Source organism: Salmonella sp. 32020114201800008SM, assembly GCF_017572025.1.
In the GTDB taxonomy this organism is placed as follows: Bacteria; Pseudomonadota; Gammaproteobacteria; order Enterobacterales; family Enterobacteriaceae; genus Salmonella; species Salmonella enterica.
The window spans coordinates 331,276-355,896 of record NZ_JAGEQM010000005.1 but is presented as its reverse complement, the minus strand read 5'-3'; the positions used below and the strand labels follow the sequence as shown (position 1 = coordinate 355,896).

The 24,621-nt window shown below is 52.8% G+C and carries 15 protein-coding genes, 1 tRNA gene and 2 pseudogenes; 6 read left to right on the top strand and 12 right to left on the bottom strand.

All coding sequences use genetic code 11. The annotated features are described in order from the left end of the window. Positions 1–41: 41 nt before the first annotated feature. Positions 42–2,894, bottom strand: coding sequence for an intestinal colonization autotransporter adhesin MisL (gene misL / locus J4613_RS15775; protein ID WP_111742186.1), 2,853 nt, complete (start codon positions 2,892–2,894; stop codon positions 42–44). 74 nt (positions 2,895–2,968) lie between these two features. Next, a complete protein-coding gene (locus J4613_RS15770) occupies positions 2,969–3,586 on the bottom strand; it encodes a helix-turn-helix transcriptional regulator (RefSeq protein ID WP_000984812.1) in 618 nt (205 codons plus the stop codon). 1,247 nt (positions 3,587–4,833) lie between these two features. Between J4613_RS15770 and J4613_RS15765 the strand changes: the two are divergent. Then, positions 4,834–5,173 (top strand): annotated as a pseudogene (locus J4613_RS15765) (transposase); the annotation flags it as partial. Between the two features lie 35 nt (positions 5,174–5,208). Here J4613_RS15765 and J4613_RS15760 read toward each other — a convergent pair. Further along, positions 5,209–5,303 (bottom strand) — tRNA-Sec (locus J4613_RS15760). A 287-nt stretch (positions 5,304–5,590) separates the two neighbouring features. On the opposite strand from J4613_RS15760, the gene J4613_RS15755 reads away from it, so the two are divergent. Both J4613_RS15755 and yicI read left to right on the top strand, forming a co-directional pair. Beyond that, positions 5,591–6,973, top strand: a complete 1,383-nt coding sequence (locus J4613_RS15755) for a glycoside-pentoside-hexuronide family transporter (RefSeq protein ID WP_000834259.1) — start codon at positions 5,591–5,593, stop codon at positions 6,971–6,973. An 11-nt stretch (positions 6,974–6,984) separates the two neighbouring features. Further along, positions 6,985–9,303 carry an alpha-xylosidase gene (gene yicI / locus J4613_RS15750; RefSeq protein ID WP_111742187.1) on the top strand — a complete coding sequence of 773 codons (2,319 nt, stop codon included), beginning with the start codon at positions 6,985–6,987 and terminating at the stop codon, positions 9,301–9,303. A 102-nt stretch (positions 9,304–9,405) separates the two neighbouring features. On the opposite strand, the gene J4613_RS15745 is transcribed toward yicI, so the two are convergent. Together J4613_RS15745 and xanP are read right to left on the bottom strand one after the other, a co-directional pair. Then, positions 9,406–11,115 (bottom strand): AsmA family protein, encoded by a 1,710-nt coding sequence (locus tag J4613_RS15745; protein ID WP_000766652.1) that lies wholly within the window; start codon positions 11,113–11,115, stop codon positions 9,406–9,408. Positions 11,116–11,235: 120 nt separating this feature from the next. Then, positions 11,236–12,627, bottom strand: a complete 1,392-nt coding sequence (xanP, locus tag J4613_RS15740) for a xanthine/proton symporter XanP (RefSeq protein ID WP_000115428.1) — start codon at positions 12,625–12,627, stop codon at positions 11,236–11,238. Positions 12,628–12,854: 227 nt separating this feature from the next. On the opposite strand from xanP, the gene gltS reads away from it, so the two are divergent. Beyond that, positions 12,855–14,060: a sodium/glutamate symporter gene (gltS, locus tag J4613_RS15735; RefSeq protein WP_000462250.1), complete on the top strand. Its 1,206-nt coding sequence runs from the start codon at positions 12,855–12,857 to the stop codon at positions 14,058–14,060. Positions 14,061–14,095: 35 nt separating this feature from the next. Here gltS and recG read toward each other — a convergent pair whose 3' ends face one another. The 5 genes from recG to gmk are packed head-to-tail and all read right to left on the bottom strand — an operon-like array spanning position 14,096 to position 19,960. Continuing rightward, positions 14,096–16,177 (bottom strand): ATP-dependent DNA helicase RecG, encoded by a 2,082-nt coding sequence (gene recG, locus J4613_RS15730; protein WP_000016751.1) that lies wholly within the window; start codon positions 16,175–16,177, stop codon positions 14,096–14,098. 5 nt (positions 16,178–16,182) lie between these two features. After that, positions 16,183–16,872: a tRNA (guanosine(18)-2'-O)-methyltransferase TrmH gene (trmH, locus tag J4613_RS15725; protein WP_001068433.1), complete on the bottom strand. Its 690-nt coding sequence runs from the start codon at positions 16,870–16,872 to the stop codon at positions 16,183–16,185. Between the two features lie 4 nt (positions 16,873–16,876). After that, positions 16,877–18,988, bottom strand: coding sequence for a bifunctional GTP diphosphokinase/guanosine-3',5'-bis pyrophosphate 3'-pyrophosphohydrolase (gene spoT, locus J4613_RS15720; RefSeq protein WP_000280481.1), 2,112 nt, complete (start codon positions 18,986–18,988; stop codon positions 16,877–16,879). An 18-nt stretch (positions 18,989–19,006) separates the two neighbouring features. Further along, on the bottom strand, positions 19,007–19,282 hold the full coding sequence (rpoZ, locus tag J4613_RS15715; RefSeq protein WP_000135058.1) for a DNA-directed RNA polymerase subunit omega: 276 nt from the start codon (positions 19,280–19,282) through the stop codon (positions 19,007–19,009). 54 nt (positions 19,283–19,336) lie between these two features. Beyond that, positions 19,337–19,960 (bottom strand): guanylate kinase, encoded by a 624-nt coding sequence (gene gmk, locus J4613_RS15710; RefSeq protein WP_000046966.1) that lies wholly within the window; start codon positions 19,958–19,960, stop codon positions 19,337–19,339. A 256-nt stretch (positions 19,961–20,216) separates the two neighbouring features. On the opposite strand from gmk, the pseudogene ligB reads away from it, so the two are divergent. Next, positions 20,217–21,898 (top strand): annotated as a pseudogene (gene ligB, locus J4613_RS15705) (NAD-dependent DNA ligase LigB). Here the strand turns inward: ligB and J4613_RS15700 are convergent. Further along, on the bottom strand, positions 21,895–22,512 hold the full coding sequence (locus J4613_RS15700) for a trimeric intracellular cation channel family protein (RefSeq protein WP_000924334.1): 618 nt from the start codon (positions 22,510–22,512) through the stop codon (positions 21,895–21,897). The pseudogene ligB and the gene J4613_RS15700 sit on opposite strands and share 4 nt — an antisense overlap. Before the next feature lie 250 nt (positions 22,513–22,762). Beyond that, positions 22,763–23,644: an HARLDQ motif MBL-fold protein gene (locus tag J4613_RS15695; RefSeq protein WP_001593937.1), complete on the bottom strand. Its 882-nt coding sequence runs from the start codon at positions 23,642–23,644 to the stop codon at positions 22,763–22,765. Between the two features lie 73 nt (positions 23,645–23,717). Between J4613_RS15695 and J4613_RS15690 the strand changes: the two genes are divergently transcribed. Further along, entirely contained in the window at positions 23,718–24,620 is a 903-nt protein-coding gene (locus J4613_RS15690; RefSeq protein WP_001050870.1) for a LysR family transcriptional regulator, read from the top strand. Position 24,621 lies beyond the last annotated feature (1 nt).

The following is a 24,621-nucleotide window of genomic DNA, read 5'->3' as shown; positions in this document are numbered from 1 at the left end:
GTAAAAGCCGCTGAAGATCAGCGGCTCTGTTGTTACCTGAATCAAAAACTGTATTTAACCCCCAGTAGGCCTTGGGTATTACTATAGCCTTGGTCACCTACCTGTTGCGCCACGTTACCCCATACGTTCAGGCGCGAGGTAATTTGCCCTTCAATACCCACTTTCAGTTCACCAATATTTTTCGTACCACGCATATCGCTGCTGACATCGTCCATCTTCACGCTGGCAGGCTGCGTATTATGGATCCAGTTCGCCTCCACGAACGGCTGGAACTCTCGAGATTTATTGTCATCAATAGCATTGTGGCCGTTAATATAGGCTTTTACGCCCATGCGGGTTAGCAGATTACCGGCGGTATCATCCTTGACGAGGGTACCATTGGCTTCGCGATTGTCGTCAGCCTGCACGCCCATCCATACCACCTGCGCTTTGGGCTGCAACCAGTAGCTTTGATGCGCGCTTTCACCTAACCTGAAGCTGTAACCGGCTTCAACCGAGGCGGTAATTCCTTTGGATTTATATTTCTCAGCGGCCTGATCCTGACCCATGACCTTGTTATCAAACCAGTTGTACAGCATCCAGGTATCCACATAAGCCCCAGACCGATCGATATTGTTAGCATACCAGGTGCCGTAAAGGCCGACGCTGTAACCGGTGACTTGACCACGGGAATGATAGTCACTCACGGACGACTGCGTGCGGTTCTGGCTGTTGGCATAACCTGCCATTGCACCAATATGCCAACGGTCAAGACCGTCAGTGCTCCACTGTGCCAGATCGCCTCCCAGTTGTAACACATAGCTGTTGATGCGGGTTTTTAGCTGCCCGCTGCCATCGTTGAAGCGAGTATGGGCGCCGACGTTACGCATCCACAGGCTGGTGACCTTCTTCTCACCCGTCAGCATGTCGGTGTACTGGGTTTCACCCAGACGGTCATGGAGACGCGTCATGAACAGCGTATTTGCCGCATAGTTGTTGGCAAGATAGCTGCCCACTTCCGGACGGAACTGATGTTCTGTTATCGGCGGTGTGTCAGATTGCCCTATGTCAGGAATTGTCGGATCAGGGATGACCGGGTCTACTGGCTCAGGGTCTACTGGATCAGGGTCCACCGGATCGGGAATAACAGGGTCAGGGATAACCGGGTCTACTGGATCAGGGTCTACCGGATCGGGAATAACAGGGTCCACCGGATCGGGAATAATTGGTTCGTCCGGCTCAATGTAGCTGGTCAGATACCAGTTTTTACCTTTCTGCACCACGTTGTAGTCATAGGCTCCGGCAACAATACGGCTTGCTTTTTCGAAAGTACCGTTGGAATTGCCAGCAACGTTAACAATTTCAATACCTTCAATGGTTTGCGCCCCGGCTCCTCCAATATTATTTACTGCAACAAATGTGTTGCCTGAAGTATTGCCGAGAACCTGCAGCCTGTCCGTTTCGGAATCATCATCGTTGAGCACAGTATTAAAGACCAGCTTACCGCCGTTGCCTACATAATCTTCATTGATGGTGAGCGTTTGCCATGACTCGCCATCTTCATGGCTGAAGTTAATGGTTGCGCCACTATTCAGCGTCAGGTCAGTGAGCGTTGAGCTGCTGGTCATATTCCAGGTCGCATCGCTCATTTGTACAGAGATAACGCCTGTGCCCGCCGTAGCGCTGGTGATGTACGACGCCCCGTCCCATCGCGAGTTGTCCGTCATATTGAGCTTAATTGTACTGTTCTGCTGCGGTAGCGTACCGCTGGCAGCGGTGGCGCCAGCAGCACGAATATCACCGTCGATGACGAAACGACCTCCTGAAGAACCGTCAACAATGCCGCCAGTCTCCGTGCTGATGGCGTAACTTTCGCTACTGTTATCGCCCGCCATAGTAATAGCCGCACCGCCTGCCAGATTAATGGCGCCTCGGGAGAGGGCGTATAAACCGGCAGGGGCTTTACTATAGGATGCAGCCTTACTGGCGCTGTTAACGCTAATAGTGGCATTCTCTCCCAAATTAACGGTAGCGTTAGTTGCATATACCGCGTGTGCGCTGGCACCGTTCACCGTAATAGTAGCGTTGTTGCCAAGCTCGGTTCTGGAGGAGGATGCTGCGTAAATCCCCGTTGAGGATGCGCCGGAGGTTTCGATGGTTGCATCGTCACCCAGACGAATCAACGAACCGCTTTGTCCGGTACGCAGCCCCTCCGAACTGTCGCCGGTAGTAACAATATGTGCACGATTGCCGACGACAATCGTATTTTTGGCACGTGACGCATCCCGCATGGCGTTAGCTGTAATTCCACGTCCCTGGCTACCTGTTGTTTTGATATACAGATCGTCGCCGACGTAAATATTGGCCGATCCGGTCCAACCCTGGCCCAGTGAGTTATATCCGGCGTTAATACCGTCACCATCCTGACCATCCACGTAGATGTTGGTACGGTCACCGGTAATAATAAATACCGGGTTATCCGGAGTATTTGCGCCGTGAGTACGGATGCCATCGACGTCTCTACCATTATTCGCGGCATTCGCCGACTGCGTCCGAATGGCCAGGTCGTTGCCAAAAATCACGCCCGGACTTCCCGTCCCGCTGTTCTGAATAACCGTGACAGTGTGTTCAAACGCCTCCGCGCCCGGCCCATTAAGCGTGAGGCCATTGCCATAAACCGGGATGGTGCCGGTGTTCCACTGATAAACGTAGTTGGGCATAGTACCGACTTTGGTGAAACCGGTACTGGCCTGAGCGGGAATAATAGCCTGTAATTCCGGCGGCAACTGGCTGACCAGCCCACTGGATGGCAGACTATCAACGTCAACCCAGGCCGCCTGGGAGGGAAATACCATAGAGGCTAACGCTGCTGATACCGCTATGGCGATGAATGAGTAATTTTGGGGAGTTGGCATTCTGCCTCCTGCATTATGGCGTAAAGCGTCTTCCACATCGCAATAATATGGAAATAATAAAAATGGAAACGGATCTATAAAATATTTGATATTATTTTATGAATGCTATGCCCTAGCTTATTTTCAAGCCGCAGCTTATGCACATAAAGTTTCTTAATATCAATATTGTCAATATTTACAATCTGCTGAATACTTATTCCTGATACAAAGCGCTTCAGTAATATAAATTCCGTATAGTTAAGCGTTCGTCCACGTTTACTGTTGGCAAGCCGACCGGTAAACAAGCGGTGCATCTTTTGCTGTTGCACAATATCATCGTCATCGGAATAAATAATTCCTTGTATTTTATTGCTTTTCAAAATCCAGTAATTGGCCAGCGGAGTTAAACTTCTGTCAGAAATCAGGACAATATGCATACCACTGTTTGCCAGACTGTCAGCCCATTGTAAATCGGTAAATCGTCGAAGATTCGGGAAAGAAAAATCAACAAAGATAAAACCGCTGGATAAATGGTTGTGTCTATCAAGCAATAACTTTTCAATAAACCCTTTTTTCAGGAAAGCATTACCATCTGGCCAGATGGAAAATGCCGCATTATGACAGTATTGCACCCGTACTGCGCTGTCAGGGAATAATTGACAGGATAAATCGCAACTAATGCAATGGACAATTTGTGAAGGCTTTCTCATCATCCTGAACGACTCCCGTCGATGTTTCTATTAATATTTCATTGGTAAATAAATGTGTCAATCCAGATAATATACCGTGCTACGGCTGTCAAAAGTCGCGAATTATTGTCAGTGTCATAAACTCCTGGAAAGACCTAAAATACAGCTTTAAGGAATCATGACAGATCCGACAGTCGTAATACATCATTTCGGATTCGTATTTCACTCATTGAGATTTTTATACAGTATCTCCAATATCATAAAAAATCTTAAAACAGCACTATTTGCTAAATCATGAGGGTGATAAATAACGGTTCTCAATACCATCTGTCTGCTGCCTTCGTCACTATCGGGGTGATGTGATGAAATATAAAAGTAATTCCTGTCAACCTGTAATGAATTCTTATTATTAAAACCTAATTTAAGATTTTTTCTTTTATTGCATTGTTATTCAATGACTTAATGGTGAAATTTGTGCTCTCATCAACTTCTTATATACAAATTTAAGACTCTTTTATAGAGACGCATGTAAACTTTAAGGAGGTGTAATGCTAATGCCATGAGAAAATTTTGTAACTTAATGCCGGGAGTTATACCTTGCCAATAAGTTGATCTGACTTAATTCTGATCGTGACAGTCTGAGCAAGTGACAGACTTATTGGTCGAAGCAACTTCAGCTTCTGGCTTCTCTTTTCAATCGCTCATCTGATGAAAACTCTTTCCCGGAGCACATTAGTGAGAAACAGGATGTGGTGAAACCCAATGTCCATAGATATAGTCAGTCACTTCACAAATATCCGCCTCAGGGCAGATATCTTTAACCATTCATCCGGCTTCGGCCAACTTAATTACGGCGATGTTCTGATGCTCAGTGAGACGGGATTTACACATAGAGATTCCTTCGTTAGCAGATCGATGACGTGATCTCTAAATGTGAATAGCACGATTATGTGGAGTAATATGAGCACATGGTATAAGAATGTATACGGATATTTTACTGCTGAAATATAATAATGGGAGGGGTTATGAATAAACAGGACGTATGGGAGAGAAAGGGTATAAAGATAAAATGCTTGCAGTATCTAATAGATAACAATGAAAAATCAGGTAATTGAGAAACTATTCAGTGTTTAGGTTGATGTGATATTAAGTCATTCAGCCGCTACAGCGCATTATCAGGATAATTTCGTCTGGATAAAACGGAGGAGGGAATCGCCACAGGTTTAACAGACACCGCTGAGTCATTTAAGATGACTTAAAGAGAGGAGCCCATGAGCGGTAAATGTTATCCCGAAGCGTTTAAAATTAAAGTGGTAGAACAGATTATTGAGCGCAGCCATTCTGTTTCCAGCGTCGCAACACGTCTTGATATTACTATCCATAGTCTTTACGCTTGGATAAAGCCGCCACATTCACGACGGCATCATGTTGACCTGAATCTGACGGGGCATACAGGCAGTTCTGGCTGGAATCGGGCTGTGTTTATGGTTATCGCAAGATCTGTCTCGATCTGCTGGATATCGGGAACAATGCGGTGTAAACAAAGTCTGGTGGTTGATGCAACGTGTGGAGATAAAGGCTCAGGTCGGATACCGAAGTCCACGGGCGCGTGGCGATTCATTTTATTGAGGTCAGAAGAGGCTAATTGGCGGAAGATCACAGGAGTCGAACCTGCCCGGGACCGCTGGCGGCCCCAACTGGATTTGAAGTCCAGCCGCCTCACCGGAGACGACGATCTTCCGCGCCTCGATTGCTACATGGAGGCGCGCGCATTATAGCTACTTCCTGGCGTTTCCACATCCCCTCCCGTGCTTTTTTAACTTCCCTTTCCTTCTGCCATGATCGGTTTCATATAAACCCCCATAAAATCCATTAGTTACATTTCATCACACTTTTTGACGCTACCCTGATCACAGAAAACAAGAATCGTAATTTGATAACCAAATAACGGAATATTCACGCTCGCAGGGAAGGTTTACAAAAACTGTAACCGGTATCAGTGAGCGTTGTGAGCGTTAAGGATGCGTAATGAAAAGTGAAATTCTCTCCGTTAAGGAGAAGATTGGCTATGGTATGGGCGATGCCGCGAGCCACATCATCTTTGATAACGTCATGTTATATATGATGTTCTTCTATACCGATATTTTCGGCATTCCCGCTGGTTTTGTTGGCACCATGTTTTTACTGGCGCGTGCGCTTGATGCCATCTCCGACCCTTGTATGGGCCTGCTGGCCGACCGCACCCGCTCTCGCTGGGGCAAATTCCGACCCTGGGTGCTGTTTGGCGCGTTGCCGTTTGGTATCGTTTGTGTGCTGGCTTATAGCACGCCGGATCTCAGTCTGAACGGCAAAATGATTTATGCCGCCATCACCTACACGTTGCTCACCCTTCTGTACACTGTGGTCAACATCCCTTACTGCGCGTTGGGGGGGGTAATAACCAATGACCCAACGCAGCGTATCTCCCTGCAATCTTGGCGCTTTGTGCTGGCAACGGCGGGCGGAATGCTCTCTACCGTACTGATGATGCCTCTGGTGAAACTGATTGGCGGCGAGAATAAGGCGCTGGGCTTCCAGGGGGGTATCGCGGCGCTCTCGGTGGTGGCGTTCCTGATGCTGGCGTTCTGTTTCTTTACCACCAAAGAGCGCGTTGAAGCGCCTGCCACCCATACCTCCATGCGTGAAGACCTGCGTGATATCTGGCACAACGACCAGTGGCGCATAGTCGGCCTGCTCACCATCCTGAATATTCTGGCGGTATGCGTGCGCGGCGGGGCGATGATGTATTACGTCACCTGGATATTGGGCAAACCGGGCGTGTTTGTCGCCTTCCTCACCACCTATTGCGTCGGCAACCTGATTGGCTCGGCGCTGGCAAAACCGTTGACCGACTGGAAATGCAAAGTGAGCGTTTTCTGGTGGACCAACGCTTTACTCGCAGTAATCAGCGTGGCGATGTTCTTCGTACCGATGCACGCCACGATCGCTATGTTCGTCTTTATCTTCGTGATTGGCGTATTGCACCAGTTAGTCACGCCTATCCAGTGGGTGATGATGTCTGACACCGTCGACTACGGCGAATGGTGTAACGGCAAACGCCTGACGGGGATCAGTTTTGCCGGCACGTTGTTCGTGCTGAAACTGGGTCTTGCCCTCGGCGGGGCGCTGATTGGCTGGATGCTGGCAGGCGGCGGTTACGACGCGGCGGCGAAAACGCAAAACAGCGCCACGATCAGCATCATCATCGCTCTGTTCACTATCGTCCCGGCCATCTGTTATCTGCTGAGCGCCGCGATCGCTAAACGCTACTACACCCTGAAAAGCCCGTTCCTGAAAACCATTCTGGAACAACTGGCGCAGGGCGCACACCGCAACGAACAAGAATTTACCCATAAAGAATTGCAAAACTAAAGGAACAGACTATGAAAATTAGCGACGGAAACTGGCTGATCCAGCCTGGCCTTAATTTGATTCACCCGGTTCAGGTGTTCGACGTTGAACAGCACGGGAATGAGATGGTGGTCTATGCCGCGCCGCGCGATGTCCGCGAACGAACCTGGCAACTGGATACCCCGTTGTTTACCCTGCGCTTTTTCTCGCCGCAGGAAGGAGTGATAGGTGTACGGATGGAACACTTCCAGGGCGCTTTGGATAACGGCCCACATTATCCGCTCAATGTCTTGCAAGATATCAACGTGAAGATGCAGAACAACGCTGAATTTGCCGAACTCAAGAGCGGCAGCCTGAGCGTGCGCGTCACCAAAGGCGAGCTCTGGTCTCTGGATTTTCTGCGCAACGGTGTACGTATCACCGGTAGTCAGTTGAAAAATAACGGCTATGTGCAGGACACCAATAGCGGGCGCAACTACATGTTCGAGCGTCTGGATCTCGGCGTGGGCGAAACCGTCTACGGGCTGGGCGAGCGCTTTACCGCGCTGGTGCGTAACGGTCAGACGGTGGAGACCTGGAACCGCGACGGCGGCACCAGCACCGAGCAATCGTACAAGAATATCCCGTTCTATATCACCAACCGTGGCTACGGTGTGCTGGTGAATCATCCGCAGTGCGTGTCGTTTGAAATTGGCTCCGAGAAAGTCTCCAAAGTTCAGTTCAGCGTCGAGAGCGAGTATCTGGAATACTTCGTCATCGACGGCCCGACCCCGAAAGACGTGCTGAACCGCTATACCCAATTTACGGGTCGTCCGGCGCTGCCGCCCGCCTGGTCTTTCGGCCTGTGGCTGACCACCTCATTCACCACCAACTACGACGAAGCGACCGTTAACAGCTTTATCGACGGTATGGCCGAGCGCAATCTGCCGCTGCACGTCTTCCACTTCGACTGTTTCTGGATGAAAGCTTTTCAGTGGTGCGATTTTGAATGGGACCCGGTGACTTTCCCCGATCCGAAAGGGATGATTCGCCGCCTGAAAGCGAAAGGGCTGAAAGTCTGCGTGTGGATTAACCCCTACATCGGCCAGAAATCCCCGGTCTTCCAGGAGCTGAAAGAGAAAGGATATTTGCTAAAACGCCCGGACGGCTCCTTGTGGCAGTGGGATAAATGGCAGCCGGGACTGGCGATTTACGACTTCACCAACCCGCAAGCCTGCGAATGGTATGCCGACAAGCTGAAGGGCCTGGTGGAGATGGGAGTGGACTGCTTCAAAACTGACTTCGGCGAACGCATTCCAACGGATGTGCAGTGGTTTGATGGTTCAGATCCACAGAAAATGCACAACCATTATGCCTACATCTACAACGAACTGGTGTGGAACGTGCTGAAAGAGACCGTGGGCGTTGAAGAGGCGGTGCTGTTCGCCCGTTCCGCCTCGGTGGGCGCGCAACAGTTCCCGGTGCACTGGGGCGGCGACTGCTACGCCAACTACGAATCGATGGCGGAAAGCCTGCGCGGCGGGCTGTCCATCGGCCTGTCAGGGTTTGGCTTCTGGAGTCATGATATTGGCGGATTCGAGAATACCGCGCCGGCGCATGTCTACAAGCGTTGGTGCGCATTCGGCTTGCTCTCCAGCCACAGCCGCCTGCACGGTAGCAAATCCTACCGGGTTCCGTGGGCCTATGACGACGAGTCCTGTGACGTGGTGCGCTTCTTCACCGAACAGAAGTGCCGGATGATGCCGTATCTGTATCGGGAAGCGGCGTGTGCCAACGAAGCCGGTACGCCAATGATGCGGGCGATGATGCTGGAGTTCCCGGACGATCCGGCGTGTGATTATCTTGATCGCCAGTACATGCTGGGAGATGCGGTCATGGTAGCGCCGGTATTTAGTGAAGCGGGCGACGTGGAGTTCTACCTGCCAGAAGGCCGCTGGACGCACCTGTGGCGCAACGATGAAGTGCAGGGCAGTCGCTGGCATAAACAGCAGCATGACTTCCTGAGCCTGCCAGTGTATGTGCGTGACAATACACTACTGGCGCTGGGCAACAATAGCCAGAAGCCCGATTACGCCTGGCATGAGGGTACGGCCTTCCAGTTATTCCATCTGGATGACGGCTGCGAAGCGGTCTGCGAAGTCCCTGCTACGGATGGTTCGACAATCTTTACGCTGCAGGCGAAACGCACAGGCAATACCATTACGGTGAGCGGCGAAGGCGAGGCGCGCAACTGGACGCTGTGTCTGCGTAATATTACGCAGATTAGCGGTACCAAATGCGGTTCATATGCGGGAAGTGAACTGGGCGTAGTGGTCACCCCGCAGGGAAATGAAGTGGTAATTACGCTTTAAATCTGAATCGCCGGATGGCGCCGTGAGCTGCGCTTATCCGGCCTACAAATGAGCAAGAACCGTAAGCCCGGTAAGCGCCATCGCCACCGAGCAAGCCCTCAATTACAGCGCTGGCTCCGTTGACGTAACTTCACCGCCGGACACCACGCCCGCTTGCATCGTTTGCGTTATCTGCTGCTTTTGTGCGTTGACCGCGTGTAATTGCCCGTTTACCGTCGGTTTCAACGGCGCATCGGCCTGAATATTGCCGCTGGCCGTGAGCTGAATATTGCCATCGCCAGCAATCGGTAATGCCGGCCAGCCCCACTGCTGTAGCACATCCATTGGTACGCCGCGTCCGTTCAGGCTGATTTGCGTCTGACGCTGCGGCAGTTGCGATACGCTGGCAGTGGCTTCCAGTATCCCTTTTCCAGTAAACGCGCTCAGATCGCTGATGTTGACCGTGCTGGCATTAGCCGTCAACGACAGCGACGGGCGGCGCACGTCCACACGGTTAAAGGTTGCCGCTGCGGCGTTGAGGGTCGCATTGCCGCTCCAGACGCCCCATTGATGATGTTGTACCAGCTCCAGGTTTGCGCCGTAGCCGTCCAGAGCGGTGATTTGCCACGGGAAGGCCGGGTCGATATCGATCACCAGATTGCGGCTGGCGCTGAATTTTTTCAGCGTCAGGCTGTTCAACCAGTCGGGCAACGGCTTCATCCATAACTGCTTCCAGTTTTCCGGCAGCGTATACTCCAGCCCGGCGATAGCGGTATCGTCCAGAATCAGCGCTTTGCTCTCGCGTAACCAGGCGCCGGAGGTTCTGACCATACCGCCTTCCCAGCGGGTGGTGAACTGGCGTAGCGCAACGCCCTGTGGTGAAAATTCGGCGTTCAGGATTGGATCGAGCAAGTGCAGTGAGCCGTAAATAAACTCGCTGGCGTTCATCGATAATTTACCTTCCTGACTTTGCCAGTCTTCTTTGCGCAGAGTCAGATTGCGCAAACTCAGGTCAAGATCGGTGACTGCCCAGCCTGGTCCTTGCAGGCTGGAGTCCGTCACTTCAAGACGACCAATCTGCAAAGATGGAACCGTAGTCAGCGGCGCGAAAAACTCGCTCAGGGATTTATCGCTTTGTAACCGAATATCATTCAGCCGCAGATTTTCAACGACCCAACTACCATCAGCGTTACGTCGGGCGACGCCGGTTAACGCTCCGCGCGCCATATCGGCGCCGACGGTGTTTAACATCACCTGATTATGGTCGATACTGCCTTCAATAAGCACATTAGTGGCGGGAACGTCGTTTAACGTCAGCGAACCGGCGCTCAGTTGGATCTGGGCTTTATTGCCTAATACCCGACCGGCTTCGGGGCGCCAGGGCATAACGCCGCCGTTAACGCGCTGGGCGCTCAACCGCCATTCGCTGCCGGGACTATTGAGCGCCATATTGCGAAGTTGCAGGCGGTCGGCCTCAAACGGGAAAGGGGCGGTTTGCACTGAAATATTCAGCGTGCCGTCCTGTAACAGGATCGTGTCGACATGCAGCGGCGCGGTTAACTGGCGAATGCTCAGACCGATATCTACGGTTTTCGCGACCAGGGTAGCAGGCTGACCATCACGACCAAAGGTCACATTCTCCAGTAAAAGATGGGATGGGGCGGAAAAACGATGATCCATCACGTCGAATGTGAGGTGATAACCGCTGTTCTCTGATACCCAGTTGCTGATGTGATCTGCGCCCCAGCGCGTTTGCAGCAGAAAATAAAAGCCGAAAATCACCACTAAACAGGCGATCAGCACATAGAGAAGCAACCTCCCAATCAATTTCATGGTCTTCCATCCCGTGAAATGCACATAGGGGATTTATGCACGATTTGCGTGCAATCCTCAAGACAGGAATGGTGAAAGAGCGTTACAGCAGCGGCGAATCGTGTCGCCGCCGCAGGGTTTTTACGGTTTTTCCGGCGGGAGAATCAGGTTCAGCACGATAGCCGTGATGCCGCCAGCGGCAATTCCGGATGAGAGCAGATTTTTCACCCATTCCGGCGCGAACTGCAGGATCTGCGGCTGTTGCGAGACGCCAAGACCCACGGCCAGCGACAGGGCGATAATCAGAATCGCGCGGCGGTTCAGCGGCTCACGCGAGACAATACGCACCCCGGAGGCGGCAATGGTGCCGAACATCACCAACGTGGCGCCGCCGAGCACCGGTTCCGGGATATGCTGCACAAAACCGCTTACCGCCGGGAACAGGCCGAGTACAATCAGCATCAGCGCGACAACAAATCCCACATAGCGACTGGCGACGCCGGTCAACTGAATTACGCCGTTGTTCTGACCGAAACAGGAATTCGGGAACGTATTAAATACCGCTGAAACAAATGAGTTCAGGCCGTTAGCCAGTACGCCGCCCTTTAGCCGTTTCATGTACAAGGGGCCGGATACCGGCTGCTCGGAGACATCAGAGGTGGCGGTGATGTCTCCGATGGTCTCCAGCGACGTAATCATAAAGACCAGCATCAACGGCAGTAACAGGTTCCAGTCAATGCCCAGACCATAATACAGCGGGGTCGGCACCATCAGGATGTCCTGCGAGACCGGCGCGTTATTCTCAGGCAACATGCCCATAAACCAGGCCAAAAGATAGCCTGCCGCCATGGCAATAACCAAAGAAGCCACGCGCAGGTAGGGATTACGTTGCCGATTCAGCAGGATGATAATGGCCAGGACGACGCCGGCCAGTAACAGGTTTTTCGGTGCGCCAAAGGTGTTGTCGCTCATGGCGGCATAGCCGCCGCCGATGGAAGTTAGCCCCACCTGAATCAGCGACAGGCCAATAATCATCACCACGACGCCGGAGACTAACGGCGTGATAATCCGGCGCGCCAGATGTAGAATGCGAGAAAGCACCATCTCGGTGCAGCTTGCCAGCATCAGCGTGCCGAACAGCGCCGCCATCATCGTCGGGACGTCCGCGCCGCCGGTTTTCAGCGCGGTACCGCCCATAATCAGCGGGGCGACAAAGTTAAAACTGGTTCCCTGGATGGATAACAGCCCCGATCCTACCGGCCCCCACGCTTTGATTTGAATAATAGAGGCTACGCCGGAGGCGAACAGCGACATGCTGATAATGTGCTGCGTATCCTGCGCCGGTAAACCCAACGCCTGGCAGATTAACAGCGCTGGCGTGATTACCGCGACAAACATGGCCAGCAGATGCTGACAAGCGGCAAAAAGGGTTTGAGGGAGCGGCGGGCGATCTTCAAGACGGTAAATTAATTCGCTGTTTTGCGTCTGCGCAACCGGTTGCGCATCTGCCGGCTCGATGGCGTTAACGGACATCAGGGACATTCTCGTGGTGGAAAAGCGGTGATTTTATCTGACCAGGTGGTAAAAGCAAACGATTGCGAGCGAATATTCTTAATATTTAAAAAAGATAAATGCACCTTTTTATATAACTTTTTGCCTTTTTCTGCTTAAAATCCATGCCGAAGACTCGCAAAGAGCTAAAAAACTGACTCAGGAAATGATTTGTGCGCACATGTCACAGCGCATTACAGGAGCTTTAAATGTTTGAACTCGATACCTTATCGACCCTTGTCGCCGCCACGCTGGTGCTGCTACTGGGTCGCAAGCTGGTCCAGTCTGTCTCCTTACTGAAGAAATATACGATTCCGGAACCGGTAGCAGGGGGGTTACTGGTCGCGGTTGCGCTGCTGGTGCTGAAGAAAAGCGTTGGTTGGGAGGTCAACTTTGATATGACCCTGCGTGATCCGTTGATGCTGGCGTTTTTCGCGACGATCGGCCTTAACGCTAACCTTGCCAGCCTGCGCAAGGGAGGACGCGTTGTTGGCGTCTTCCTGGTCGTCGTGGTCGGATTACTGCTGATGCAGAATGCCATCGGTATCGGCATGGCGAGTCTGCTGGGGCTGGACCCGTTAATGGGGCTGATTGCCGGGTCAATTACGCTGTCCGGCGGACACGGTACCGGCGCGGCGTGGAGTAAACTGTTTGTCGAACGTTATGGTTTTGCCAATGCCACCGAAGTTGCGATGGCATGTGCAACCTTTGGCCTGGTGCTGGGCGGGTTGATTGGCGGCCCGGTAGCGCGTTATCTGGTGAAACACTCCACCACGCCGGATGGAATGCCTGACGATCAGGCCGTGCCGACAGCCTTTGAAAAGCCGGATGTGGGCCGTATGATCACCTCTCTGGTGCTAATCGAAACTATCGCCCTGATTGCTATCTGTCTGACCGTGGGCAAAATCGTAGCGCAGCTACTGGCGGGAACGGTGCTTGAACTGCCGGTCTTCGTTTGTGTGCTATTTGTTGGGGTGATCCTCAGCAATGGCCTGGCGCTGGTGGGTTTTTATCGCGTATTTGAGCGTGCTGTTTCGGTGCTGGGGAACGTGAGTTTGTCACTGTTCCTGGCAATGGCGCTGATGAGCCTGAAGCTGTGGGAACTGGCGTCGCTGGCGCTGCCGATGCTGGCGATTCTGGTGGTACAGACCATCTTCATGGCGCTGTACGCGATCTTCGTCACCTGGCGCATGATGGGGAAAAACTACGATGCGGCGGTGCTGGCGGCGGGTCACTGCGGTTTTGGCCTTGGCGCAACGCCGACCGCCATTGCTAATATGCAGGCGATTACCGACCGTTTTGGCCCCTCGCATATGGCGTTCCTGGTGGTGCCGATGGTCGGCGCGTTCTTTATCGATATCGTCAATGCGTTGGTGATCAAGCTGTACCTGATGTTACCGATTTTCGCGCAATAAGGGTTTGTACGGCGGCATTAAAGCCGCCGTGCTCACTAGGCGTTGGAATAACGTTCGGTTTCCGGCATCCAGCGCTCAATCAGCGCTTGTGCCTGCTGCGGATAACGTTCGTGAATATGACGGGCAATACGCTGAACTTCGGGGATCATGGCTTGATCGCGCAGCAAATCAGCTACTTTAAATTCGGCGTTACCCGTCTGACGCGTGCCCAGTAATTCCCCCGGGCCGCGAATCTCTAAATCTTTTTGTGCAATCACAAAGCCGTCGTTGCTGTCGCGCAATACCTGTAAACGCTTCTGCGCCGTTTTCGACAACGGCGATTTATAGAGCAGCACGCAGTGCGACGCGACCGCGCCACGGCCAACGCGTCCTCTGAGCTGGTGTAACTGCGCCAGGCCCAGTCGCTCCGGGTTTTCAATAATCATCAGGCTGGCGTTAGGAACATCGACCCCCACCTCAATCACCGTAGTGGCGACCAGCAGTTGCAGTTCGCCCTGCTTAAAGGCCTGCATCACCGCCTGTTTTTCGGCGGGCTTCATGCGGCCGTGTACCAGGCCGATATTCAACTCCGGTAACGCCAGCTTGAGCTCCTCCCAGGTGGCTTCCGCCGCCTGCGCTTCCAGCAGGTCAGATTCTTCAATCAGCGTACAGACCCAGTAGGCCTGACGGCCTTCGGTTGTGCAGGCGTTGCGCACACGATCAATGATTTCATGGCGACGGGTATCCGGAATCGCAACGGTAGTGACAGGGGTACGGCCCGGCGGTAGCTCGTCAATCACCGAGGTATCGAGATCGGCGTAGGCAGTCATCGCCAGGGTGCGCGGAATGGGCGTTGCGGTCATAATCAACTGATGCGGATGAAAGCCCTGTTGTTGGCCTTTTTCCCACAATGCCAGCCGCTGGTGGACGCCAAAGCGGTGCTGCTCATCGATAATGACCAGCGCCAGGCCGTTGAACTGCACCTGTTCCTGAAAGATAGCGTGGGTGCCGACAATCATCTGCACCTGACCGCTGGCAATAGCCTCTTGCTGCGCCTGACGCGCTTTACCTTTTTGCTTACCTGCCAGCCAACCCACTTCAACGCCCAACGGTTCGAACCAGTTGCGGAAATTATTTGCGTGCTGTTCAGCCAGCAATTCGGTCGGCGCCATCAGCGCCACCTGCTTACCGTGGGCAATAGCGCGCAAGGCGGCAAGCGCCGCAACCAGCGTTTTCCCTGAGCCGACGTCGCCCTGAACCAGACGCATCATCGGCACATCCAGCGCCATATCACGTTCTATCTCTGCCACCACCCGCGCCTGCGCGCTGGTGGGTTTAAACGGCAACGACGCCAGCAGCTTGTCTTTCAATATGTTGTTGGTACTTAGCGGCTGAGCGTGGTAGCGCTGCGCGCCTGCGCGAAGCGCCAGCATACTGAGGTTATGCGCCAGTAGCTCTTCAAGAATAAGCCGCCGCTGCGCCGGGTGTTTGCCGGTTTCTAAATCGGCGAGTTGGAGCGTCGGCGGCGGGCGATGCAAGGTACGTAGCGCCTCCGGCAGGCTCATCATACCCTGCGCCAGTTCCGGCGGCAGTAGTTCGGCAATGGCGCAGGTGTCGAGCAACTCCAGCGCCTGATCGGTAAGCTTGCGCAGTGTCGCTTGCTTCACGCCCTCGGTGGTCGGATAGACGGGGGTGAGCGTTTCCTGAAGTTCCGGCGTGCTGAGATCGCCCTGCAGGCGATATTCCGGATGGATCATCTCTGCGCCATACTTGCCGCGCTTCGCTTCCCCGTAGGCCAGCACACGTCGTCCCGTCGCCAGGCTGTTTTTCATCGCTGCGTTAAAATTGAAAAAGCGCATGGTAAGAATGCCGGAACCGTCGCTAATCTGGCAGGTCATCATCCGACGACCGCCGAAAGTGATATTGCAGTTCAGCACTTCGCCTTCAACGGTGGCGTAGATGCCAGGCAGCAGTTCGCCAATGGGGTAGAGATGGGTGCGGTCTTCGTAACGCAGAGGGAGGTGGAGCAGGAGGTCCTGCACGGTGTGCAGGCCAATTTTCGCCAGTTTACTGCTTTGCGCTGCGCCGACGCCTGTCAGGGAATTGAGCGGAACAGCGTCTAACAAGCGGCCTGACATGGTGATTACCCTGCCGCCTGCATCGTCGCCCACCAGTCAGCATCGGCGTCTATTTCGCCCTGCTGATTGACGCGAGGATAAGGCAGACCTTTACGTTTAGCGACTTTCGCCAGCACCGGATAACCACCCTCAAACAGCAGGCGCTGCTGTTCATCTTCCGGCAACATGCTATTTTCACGCAGATACATGCCCGCGTTCTGACGCTGGCGCTGGGCTTCATAAAGAATGAGCGCGGAGGCGACGGAAACGTTCAGCGACTGTACCATGCCGATCATCGGAATGATGATGTCCCGATCCGCCAGGGCTAATGCTTCCTGAGTAATACCGGTTTTCTCCTGACCCATCAGAATACAGGTCGGGCGCGTGTAATCAATCTCGCGAAAGTCTACGGCTTTATCAGAAAGATGGGTTGCCAGAATCTGCATTCCCCGTCCTTTCAAATGGGCTACCGCATCGCCAATGGTACGGTGAGTTTTCACCTGTACCCAACTGTTGCTGCCCGCCGCCGCGGAAGCCATGGTGCGCATCCGGCTACCTGGCCAGATAGCATGGACTTCATGGACGCCAACGGCATCTGCGGTACGAATGATTGCAGAAACGTTATGAGGTTTGTGGACTTGCTCCATGCAGACCGTGAGATCAGGCTGACGCCTGGCGAGCATTTCGCATATACGCGCATAACGTTTTGGATTCATAGCGCTAGTTTCGGTTACGGGTGACTTTAATAACGTCTGGCATCACGCGGATTTTGCGCATGATATTCGCCAGATGTACGCGATCGCGTGCGGTAAGGCGAATAAAGGTACTATAGACGCGACCATCTTTCTCTTCAGTATTCAGGCTTTGAATATTGGAGGTGGTGGTATTAATCGCCGCCGTCAGGTTAGCCAGCGCGCCCTGATGGTTAAACATTTCCACCTTGATTTCGGTAATGAATTCCTGCTCCGTCTCTTTGTCCCATTCGACCGCCATAAATTTCTCTGGCTCTTTCTGGTATCCACGGATATTACGGCAGGATTCGTGGTGGATCACCAGTCCTTTACCTGGGCTTACGTGAGCGATGATCGGGTCGCCTGGGATCGGACGACAACACTTCGCAAAGGTGATAAGCACGCCATCCGCGCCTTTAATCGGCAGGTGGCCGTGATTCGATTGCGCAACGGTCGGCACCACGGCTTCGCCTTGCTGCAGATTTTTCGCGACCACTACGCTCATCGCGTTGCCGAGACCGATTTCCGCCAGCAGATCGTCAAGCGTTGCCAGCTTCATACGATCCAATTCGCGCTGAATATTTTCCTGCGGAATTTCCGCCAGCTTACGACTGCCGCCTAAAGCATGGTTAAGCAGACGACGGCCCAGGCTTACGGAGTCATCACGTTTGAGGTTTTTCAGCAACTGACGAATTTTAGCGCGCGCTTTAGAGCTGACGACAAAGTTCAGCCAGGCGGCGTTGGGACGCGCGCCCGGCGCGGTAATAATTTCGACGGTCTGACCGCTGCTAAGCGGCTGCGACAGCGGATAAGGCTGGCGGTCGACACGCGCGCCGACGCAGGCGTGGCCGATGTCGGTATGCACTGCATAGGCAAAATCCACCGGCGTAGCGCCAGCGGGCAGTTCGACAATGCGCCCTTCCGGGGTGAAAACGTAAATCTCATCCGGGAAGAGATCGGATTTTACGCTTTCGATAAATTCAAACGAACTACCGGCGCTCTGTTGTAGCTCCAGCAGGCTCTGCATCCAGCGCTGGGCGCGGATCTGCGCCGTGGTGCTGGTCTCACCGTGTTCTTTATACGCCCAGTGCGCCGCGACCCCCATTTCCGCCATCTGATCCATATCTTCGGTACGGATCTGGACTTCAACAGGAACGCCGTGCGGGCCGATCATCGAGGTGTGCAAAGACTGATAGCCGTTCGCTTTGGGAATGGCTATATAGTCTTTCACGCGTCCCGGACGCGGCTTATAGAGACTGTGCATCTGGCCGAGTACGCGATAGCAGGTATCGGAGTCATGAACGATCACGCGAAACGCGTAAATGTCCATGATCGAGTGAAAACGCTGCTCTTTGAGCACCATTTTGCAGTAGATCGAGTAAAGATGTTTTTCGCGACCGCTAACGCGACACGGAATTCCCGCCTCTTGCAAACGTCCTTCGATTTCAGAGAGGATTTTTTGGATCATCTCTTTACGGTTGCCGCGCGCCGCTTTTACCACTTCTTTGATGACGCGGTAACGATTGGGATACAGCGCTTCAAAGCCCAGCTCTTCCAGCTCGGTTTTGATGTGATGAATACCTAAACGGTGCGCCAGAGGACTGTAGATTTCCAGCGTTTCACGGGCAATACGACGACGTTTATCCGGGCGTAACGAGCCCAGCGTGCGCATGTTATGGGTACGGTCAGCAAGCTTAATGAGAATGACGCGGATATCCTGCACCATCGCCATAATCATTTTGCGAAAGTTTTCGGCCTGCGCCTCTTTCTTATCGCGGAACTTGAGCTTATCAAGTTTCGACACCCCCTCTACCAGCTCGGCAACGCTTTTACCGAAAAGCTGTTCCATGTCCTGATAGGTGGCGGGGGTATCTTCAATCACGTCATGCAGCAGAGCGGCCATCAGCGTTTCGTAGTCGAGTTTCATCTCGGCCAGAATACAGGCCACCGCTACCGGGTGCGTGATATAGGGTTCACCGCTTGAACGTGTCTGGCCCTCGTGAGCGTCACGTGCAACGAGATACGCCTGCCGAAGACGCTTAATCTGGTCTTCCGGCAGGTAGGTTTGAATCAGTTGATTCAGGCTTTCAAACAGATACAAGGGCGACCCGCTTTGTGATTAACGACGACCTTCAGCAATAGCGGTAACGGCTTGTAATTCAGCGGCTTCCTGCTCTTGCTGTTCCTGGCGCTCGCGGACGTCGAGGATCTGGTTGTTAATCAGACCTTCTTCGATTTCGCGCAGCGCGATAACGGTAGTTTTATCGTTTTCTTCCGGTACCAGCGGATCCTTTCCGCCTACCTGCATCTGACGAGCGCGACGCGCGGCGACCAGTACCAGGTCAAAACGGTTACCAATTTTCTCTACAGCGTCCTGAACAGTTACGCGTGCCATACTTAAAATGCTCCACAGGTGAAGAAATGACTGGGCATGATACTGAAAGTGGGTTCAGTCTGCCAACAATTTGCTGATTAAAGCGTCATGACGCTGCTTTTGGCGGCTCATACGCAGACGTTCAGCGCGAATGATGGTTTTCAAGTCGCTTAACGCGGTATCAAAGTCGTCATTCACAATAAGATAATCATATTCGGCGTAATGGCTCATTTCTGCAACCGCTTGCGCCATTCGTTTGGCAATGACTTCTTCGCTATCTTGCCCGCGGCCGCGTAAACGGCGATCCAATTCGATCTTTGATGGCGGCAAAATAAAAATGCTGCGTGCTTGCGGCATCTTTTCGCGAATTTGCTGGGCGCCCTGCCAGTCGATATCCAGAAAAACATCAACGCCGGTTGCCAGCACTTGCTCAATGGTTTCGCGCGAAGTGCCGTAGTAATTGCCAAACACTTCCGCGTGCTCCAGAAACGCCTCCCTGCCAATCATGGTTTTAAACTCATCATGATTTACAAAGAAATAGTGCTCACCGTGCACTTCACCCGGACGCGGCGCGCGCGTGGTATGTGAAACGGAAACCTGAGTGTCATACAACGGTTGGGTTTTTAATAAAGCCTGAATCAGGCTGGATTTACCCGCGCCACTGGGGGCAGAAACAATATAAAGCGTACCTTGAGCCATGAGTATCTTACGTCTGTGATTATCGAAATAGAGCCTTGATACGGGCTTATTATACACATCGCCGTTATGCGACGTAGTCTTTGTCACACTTTTTGCGCCAGATTATTGCATTTTGCGTCCCTTTTTCCGCTTTTATCGCGTCGTTGCAGCAACCCACCAAAAAATCTGGAAAGCGGCTCGGATGATGCATTTTTACCTGTCGGTTTTTATTCACTAAAGCGCTATACCTGCCGGGCAATGTGCGCAGGAGGTCGTGATGAGATTATGGAAAAGTATGGCGTGGGGAATTTTATTGTGGCATTCGCAGAGTGGGGCGCTTTGCCCGGCCTGGCCGCCAGCAAGGGCCGCTGAAGAAATCGCCCGTTTACAGCAACAGCTCGCTGACTGGAATGACATCTACTGGAAACAAGGGGTTAGCGCGGTTGACGATAGTGTGTACGACCAACTCAGCGCAAGGCTGGTTCAGTGGCAACGCTGTGTTGGTCAGGATGTTTCATCTACTCCGGTTTCACCGCCGTTAAACGGTACAACAATGCACCCTGTTGCGCACACGGGCGTACGTAAACTCGCGGACCGACAGGCGAACAGTGGATGCGCGGGCGCAGCGAGCTTTGGGTACAGCCAAAAGTGGATGGCGTAGCGGTAACGCTGGTTTATCAAAACGGTAAACTGACCAGGGCTATCAGCCGGGGTAACGGACTACAAGGCGAGGACTGGACGCCAAAAATTCGCCTGATCCCCTCTATACCGCAGACAACACAAGGCGCGCTTGCTAACGCGGTGTTGCAGGGCGAAATCTTTCTACAGCGCGAGGGACATATCCAGCAACGGATGGGCGGGATGAATGCGCGCTCGAAAGTCGCAGGAATGTTAATGCGCCAGGATAACGCCTCCGCGCTAAATTCGTTGGGTATTTTTATTTGGGCGTGGCCGGACGGTCCGGCAAATATGCCCGAAAGATTAAGCCAACTTGCTAAGGCTGGATTCAGTCTGACGAATAAATATACCCTGGCGGTAAAAGATGCCAGCGAGGTCGAGCGGGCGCGCCAGTCATGGCTGACGTCAGCATTACCCTTTGTAACGGATGGCGTAGTGATACGCATGGCTAAAGAACCTGCGTCACAACACTGGCGACCCGGGCAGGGCGACTGGCTGGCAGCATGGAAATATCCGCCAGTAGCGCAGGTCGCGCAAGTGAGCGCTATTCAGTTCTCGGTGGGGAAAAGCGGCAAAATTACCGTAGTAGCGTCGCTTGTCCCCGTTATATTGGATGATAAGCGGGTTCAGCGGGTCAATATCGGTTCTGTGAAACGTTGGGAAGCGTGGGATATCGCGCCGGGCGATCAGATCCTGGTGAGTCTGGCCGGGCAAGGCATTCCCCGGCTTGATGAGGTCGTCTGGCGGAGTCGTGAGCGGAGTAAGCCTGTACCGCCTGATAGCCATTTCAACTCGCTGACCTGCTTTTACGCGTCGGCAACGTGTCAGGAACAGTTTATCTCCAGGCTGATATGGCTGGGGTCACGGTCGGCGTTGGGTCTGGACGGAATGGGTGAAGCCAGCTGGCGGGCCTTGCATCAGACGCATCGCTTTGAGCATATCTTCTCCTGGCTTACCCTGACGTCAGCGCAAATAGCCAACACGCCAGGCTTTGCTAAAGGAAAAAGCGAGCAGATATGGCGGCAATTTAACCTGGCGCGCCGGCAGCCGTTTACCCGCTGGATCATGGCGATGGATATCCCCTTAACGCAGGCTGCATTACAGGCCAGCGGCGATCGTTCATGGGAGCAGTTATTAATGCGAACAGAGCAACACTGGCGGCAGTTACCAGCGACGGGCGAGCGTCGTGCCGGGAGAGTCATCGACTGGCGGAATAATCTGCAGATCAAAGCGCTGAGCAGATGGCTGGCTGCTCAGCATATTCCCGGATTTGGGTCTTAGTGCCCTTCATGGCGGTAATAAAATACCGGCAGGCCAAGTTTAAGACGTAGCGCTAATAACCTTGCTGTAAAGCCAAACAGTAGCGTAGAGATAACGACGACATCCGGATTCATGACGTAATGTTGCAGCGCAATATAGAGCACCGCCGAGGCGAACGAAATGCCGGCATATAGCTCTTTTTGAAACACCAGTGGAATGCGTTTGCAGAACATATCGCGGAGCACGCCGCCAAAGACGCCAGTAGTGACGGCGGCCACCACGGCGATAATTGGCCCTTCGCCCATATCAAGGGCTATCTGAGCGCCAATAATAGAGAAAACCACCAACCCCAGCGCGTCAAGTACCAGGAAAAGCTTGCGTAAATAGGGCATGACGGGGGCAACAATGGTGGTCAATACAGCGGCAGTCGCCACAATAATGACATATTCGGGATGCTTCACCCAACCCAGCGGATAGTGACCGAGCAGAATGTCGCGAACCGAGCCTCCACCAATGGCGGTGGCGGTAGCAATAATAATTACGCCGAATGTATCCATGCGACGACGACCCGCAGCGAGTGCGCCCGTCATGGCCTCGGCAGTGATGCCAATTAAATAAAGAACGTGCAACAGCATGATTTCCCCCTAATTTACTGGGGGCGAAGATTAACGATTTGTGCGCTGTATCACGATTGAGATTTTCTAAGGCATTACACGATTAATAAATTTTAGTAATGATTTTAAATTTATGATTAATAATTATTTATTATAAATATCAATAAATTGAACATCATTTTTGTGGTTTATTGTATGCGAGGTTTTTCTGTTTTGACTTAGATAATTTAAAAGAACGGCGCCCTGGACGCGCCGCCGGTGAATCATTTCATTATGGCTGCTGTGCGGTAAGTTGTGTGATGAAGCGCTGGCGCGAGCGTTCCACATACTGTTGCAAGCCATTGGAATCAAAGAATGCCTGTGTATCGCCGTTGCGAAGTTGCTGTCGTTTCTCCAGTAGCCCGAAGCGGTCACCTTTGTTGGCAATAAAGATATCAACATGCTGGGCGGCCAGTGTCTTAAAGCTGCTCTGAATATCAGTAACCAGGTCAGGGTAATTTTTGTTGTTAATCAGCAGATAGTCAGGTGTGGCGAGACTATCTGCGTAAATTAGCGTCTTGCCGTTGCGGAGCGTTACGCGCCAGGAAGTTGAGCCGGGTAGATGTCCAGGCGTGAATAGCGCTGTCACGGTTATCCCTCCGAGGCTGATGCTTTCCTGGTTGTGGATAATTTTATCGGTGGTGACGGGCGGGAAGGGGAGCGCATCGCCAAGCGCAAAATCCTCTCGTCCACCCCTCGCCATCTGATCGGCGTTGGGTTGGCTGGCGACCAATTGTGCGCCGCTCCACGCTTTCAAACGTGCCATGCCCCCCGCTTGATCCAGCCGCGCATGGCTGTTCAACAGATAGCGCACGTCTGTGAGGCGGAATCCTGCCGCTTCAATATTCGCTTTAATTTGCGGTGCGCTTTCATCCAACCCCGCATCAATAAGAATATGCCCTGCCGGAGTGGTCAGCAGAATAGAAGAGAGATTTTCCGTGCCGACATACCACACGCCTTCTGTGATTTGAAACGGCTTTATAGGCTTAGCCCACGCTTTAAACAGTGATAACGGAGGCGCGGGTGATAACGGTTGTGAAGGATCTAATGCCGCCATGGCAGGAAGTGCTGATGTTGAAAATATACATACAAAGAATAATGCATAGCGATTCATAATGTTCTCCTGATTGAAGCGCCCGCAGTATACCTGGCAGTAATTTAGCCAGGTTCAATAAGAGAGACGTTTAATGAACTTGCTGCAAATGGATATGAACCTGTTAAAAGTACTGTATGTGCTGCTGGAGACGAGCTCTACGGGGAAAACGGCGCAAAAGCTGGCTTTGTCGCCTTCTGCGGTAAGTCATGCGCTAATGAGATTGCGCGATGCGCTAAACGATCCGTTGTTTCGACGGGAAGGGAACCGCCAGATTCCTACGCCTTATGCGCAGGCGCTGCGTGACAAATTGGCGCCTGTGTTTGTTTCGCTTAATGAGGAGCTGTTTGGCGATAAAGAGAACGGCTCCCGTTGTTTTCGGGTGGTACTTCCTCCCGCATTGAACGCGCTGCTTACGCCCGTTCTCGCAGAGAAAGGTCATCTTCATCAGGCGGTGATCGAGTGCCTTCCTTTTGCCCGCCGACCCTGGCGTGATGAACTGTTGGATAGCTCGGTTGATTTGGTGCTGGCAATTGGCGACCATCAAAAGCAGGTCAGCGCTCTGCATTACGAGCGGGTGGGGACTACGCGTTTGATCGCGGTTTATGGCGCGCCATTGCGTTCACGTCTGGAGAATGCCACAGCGTTGAATTTTGCTGATCTACAGCATTATCAACACATTTACTGTTTGCCGTGGACAAAAGAGAACAACGAACTGGACAGGCAGCAGGCTCGTGCCGGGTTTGAACGTCCGCTGGCGTTTGTTTGTCATGATTACAGTCAACTGGCGCCTGCTGTCCAGTCGGCGCCGCTAATGGCGATTGTACCGCGCCCCTGGTATGAAAATTTATCCGATAAGCGCGGTCTTTTTGTCCTGCCGCTTGCCGGGGAGCAGGCGGAAGGCGCTATTTTTATGCAGTATCGGGCTTCAACGGTAGAGTGGAAGCGACGCCTTATCGACGCTATTCGCCGGAAATTAAAAACGTACTACCGATAAA

Excerpts from the sequence above, each read along its gene's own strand:
- yicI (WP_111742187.1), top strand. The coding sequence starts at position 6,985 with ATGAAAATTAGCGACGGAAACTGGCTGATCCAGCCTGGCCTTAATTTG.
- rpoZ (WP_000135058.1), bottom strand. The coding sequence starts at position 19,282 with ATGGCACGCGTAACTGTTCAGGACGCTGTAGAGAAAATTGGTAACCGT.
- J4613_RS15745 (WP_000766652.1), bottom strand. The coding sequence starts at position 11,115 with ATGAAATTGATTGGGAGGTTGCTTCTCTATGTGCTGATCGCCTGTTTA.
- J4613_RS15770 (WP_000984812.1), bottom strand. The coding sequence starts at position 3,586 with ATGATGAGAAAGCCTTCACAAATTGTCCATTGCATTAGTTGCGATTTA.
- gmk (WP_000046966.1), bottom strand. The coding sequence starts at position 19,960 with ATGGCTCAAGGTACGCTTTATATTGTTTCTGCCCCCAGTGGCGCGGGT.
- J4613_RS15690 (WP_001050870.1), top strand. The coding sequence starts at position 23,718 with ATGAACTTGCTGCAAATGGATATGAACCTGTTAAAAGTACTGTATGTG.
- J4613_RS15700 (WP_000924334.1), bottom strand. The coding sequence starts at position 22,512 with ATGCTGTTGCACGTTCTTTATTTAATTGGCATCACTGCCGAGGCCATG.
- xanP (WP_000115428.1), bottom strand. The coding sequence starts at position 12,627 with ATGTCCGTTAACGCCATCGAGCCGGCAGATGCGCAACCGGTTGCGCAG.
- J4613_RS15755 (WP_000834259.1), top strand. The coding sequence starts at position 5,591 with ATGAAAAGTGAAATTCTCTCCGTTAAGGAGAAGATTGGCTATGGTATG.
- trmH (WP_001068433.1), bottom strand. The coding sequence starts at position 16,872 with ATGAATCCAAAACGTTATGCGCGTATATGCGAAATGCTCGCCAGGCGT.
- recG (WP_000016751.1), bottom strand. The coding sequence starts at position 16,177 with ATGTCAGGCCGCTTGTTAGACGCTGTTCCGCTCAATTCCCTGACAGGC.
- gltS (WP_000462250.1), top strand. The coding sequence starts at position 12,855 with ATGTTTGAACTCGATACCTTATCGACCCTTGTCGCCGCCACGCTGGTG.
- misL (WP_111742186.1), bottom strand. The coding sequence starts at position 2,894 with ATGCCAACTCCCCAAAATTACTCATTCATCGCCATAGCGGTATCAGCA.
- J4613_RS15695 (WP_001593937.1), bottom strand. The coding sequence starts at position 23,644 with ATGAATCGCTATGCATTATTCTTTGTATGTATATTTTCAACATCAGCA.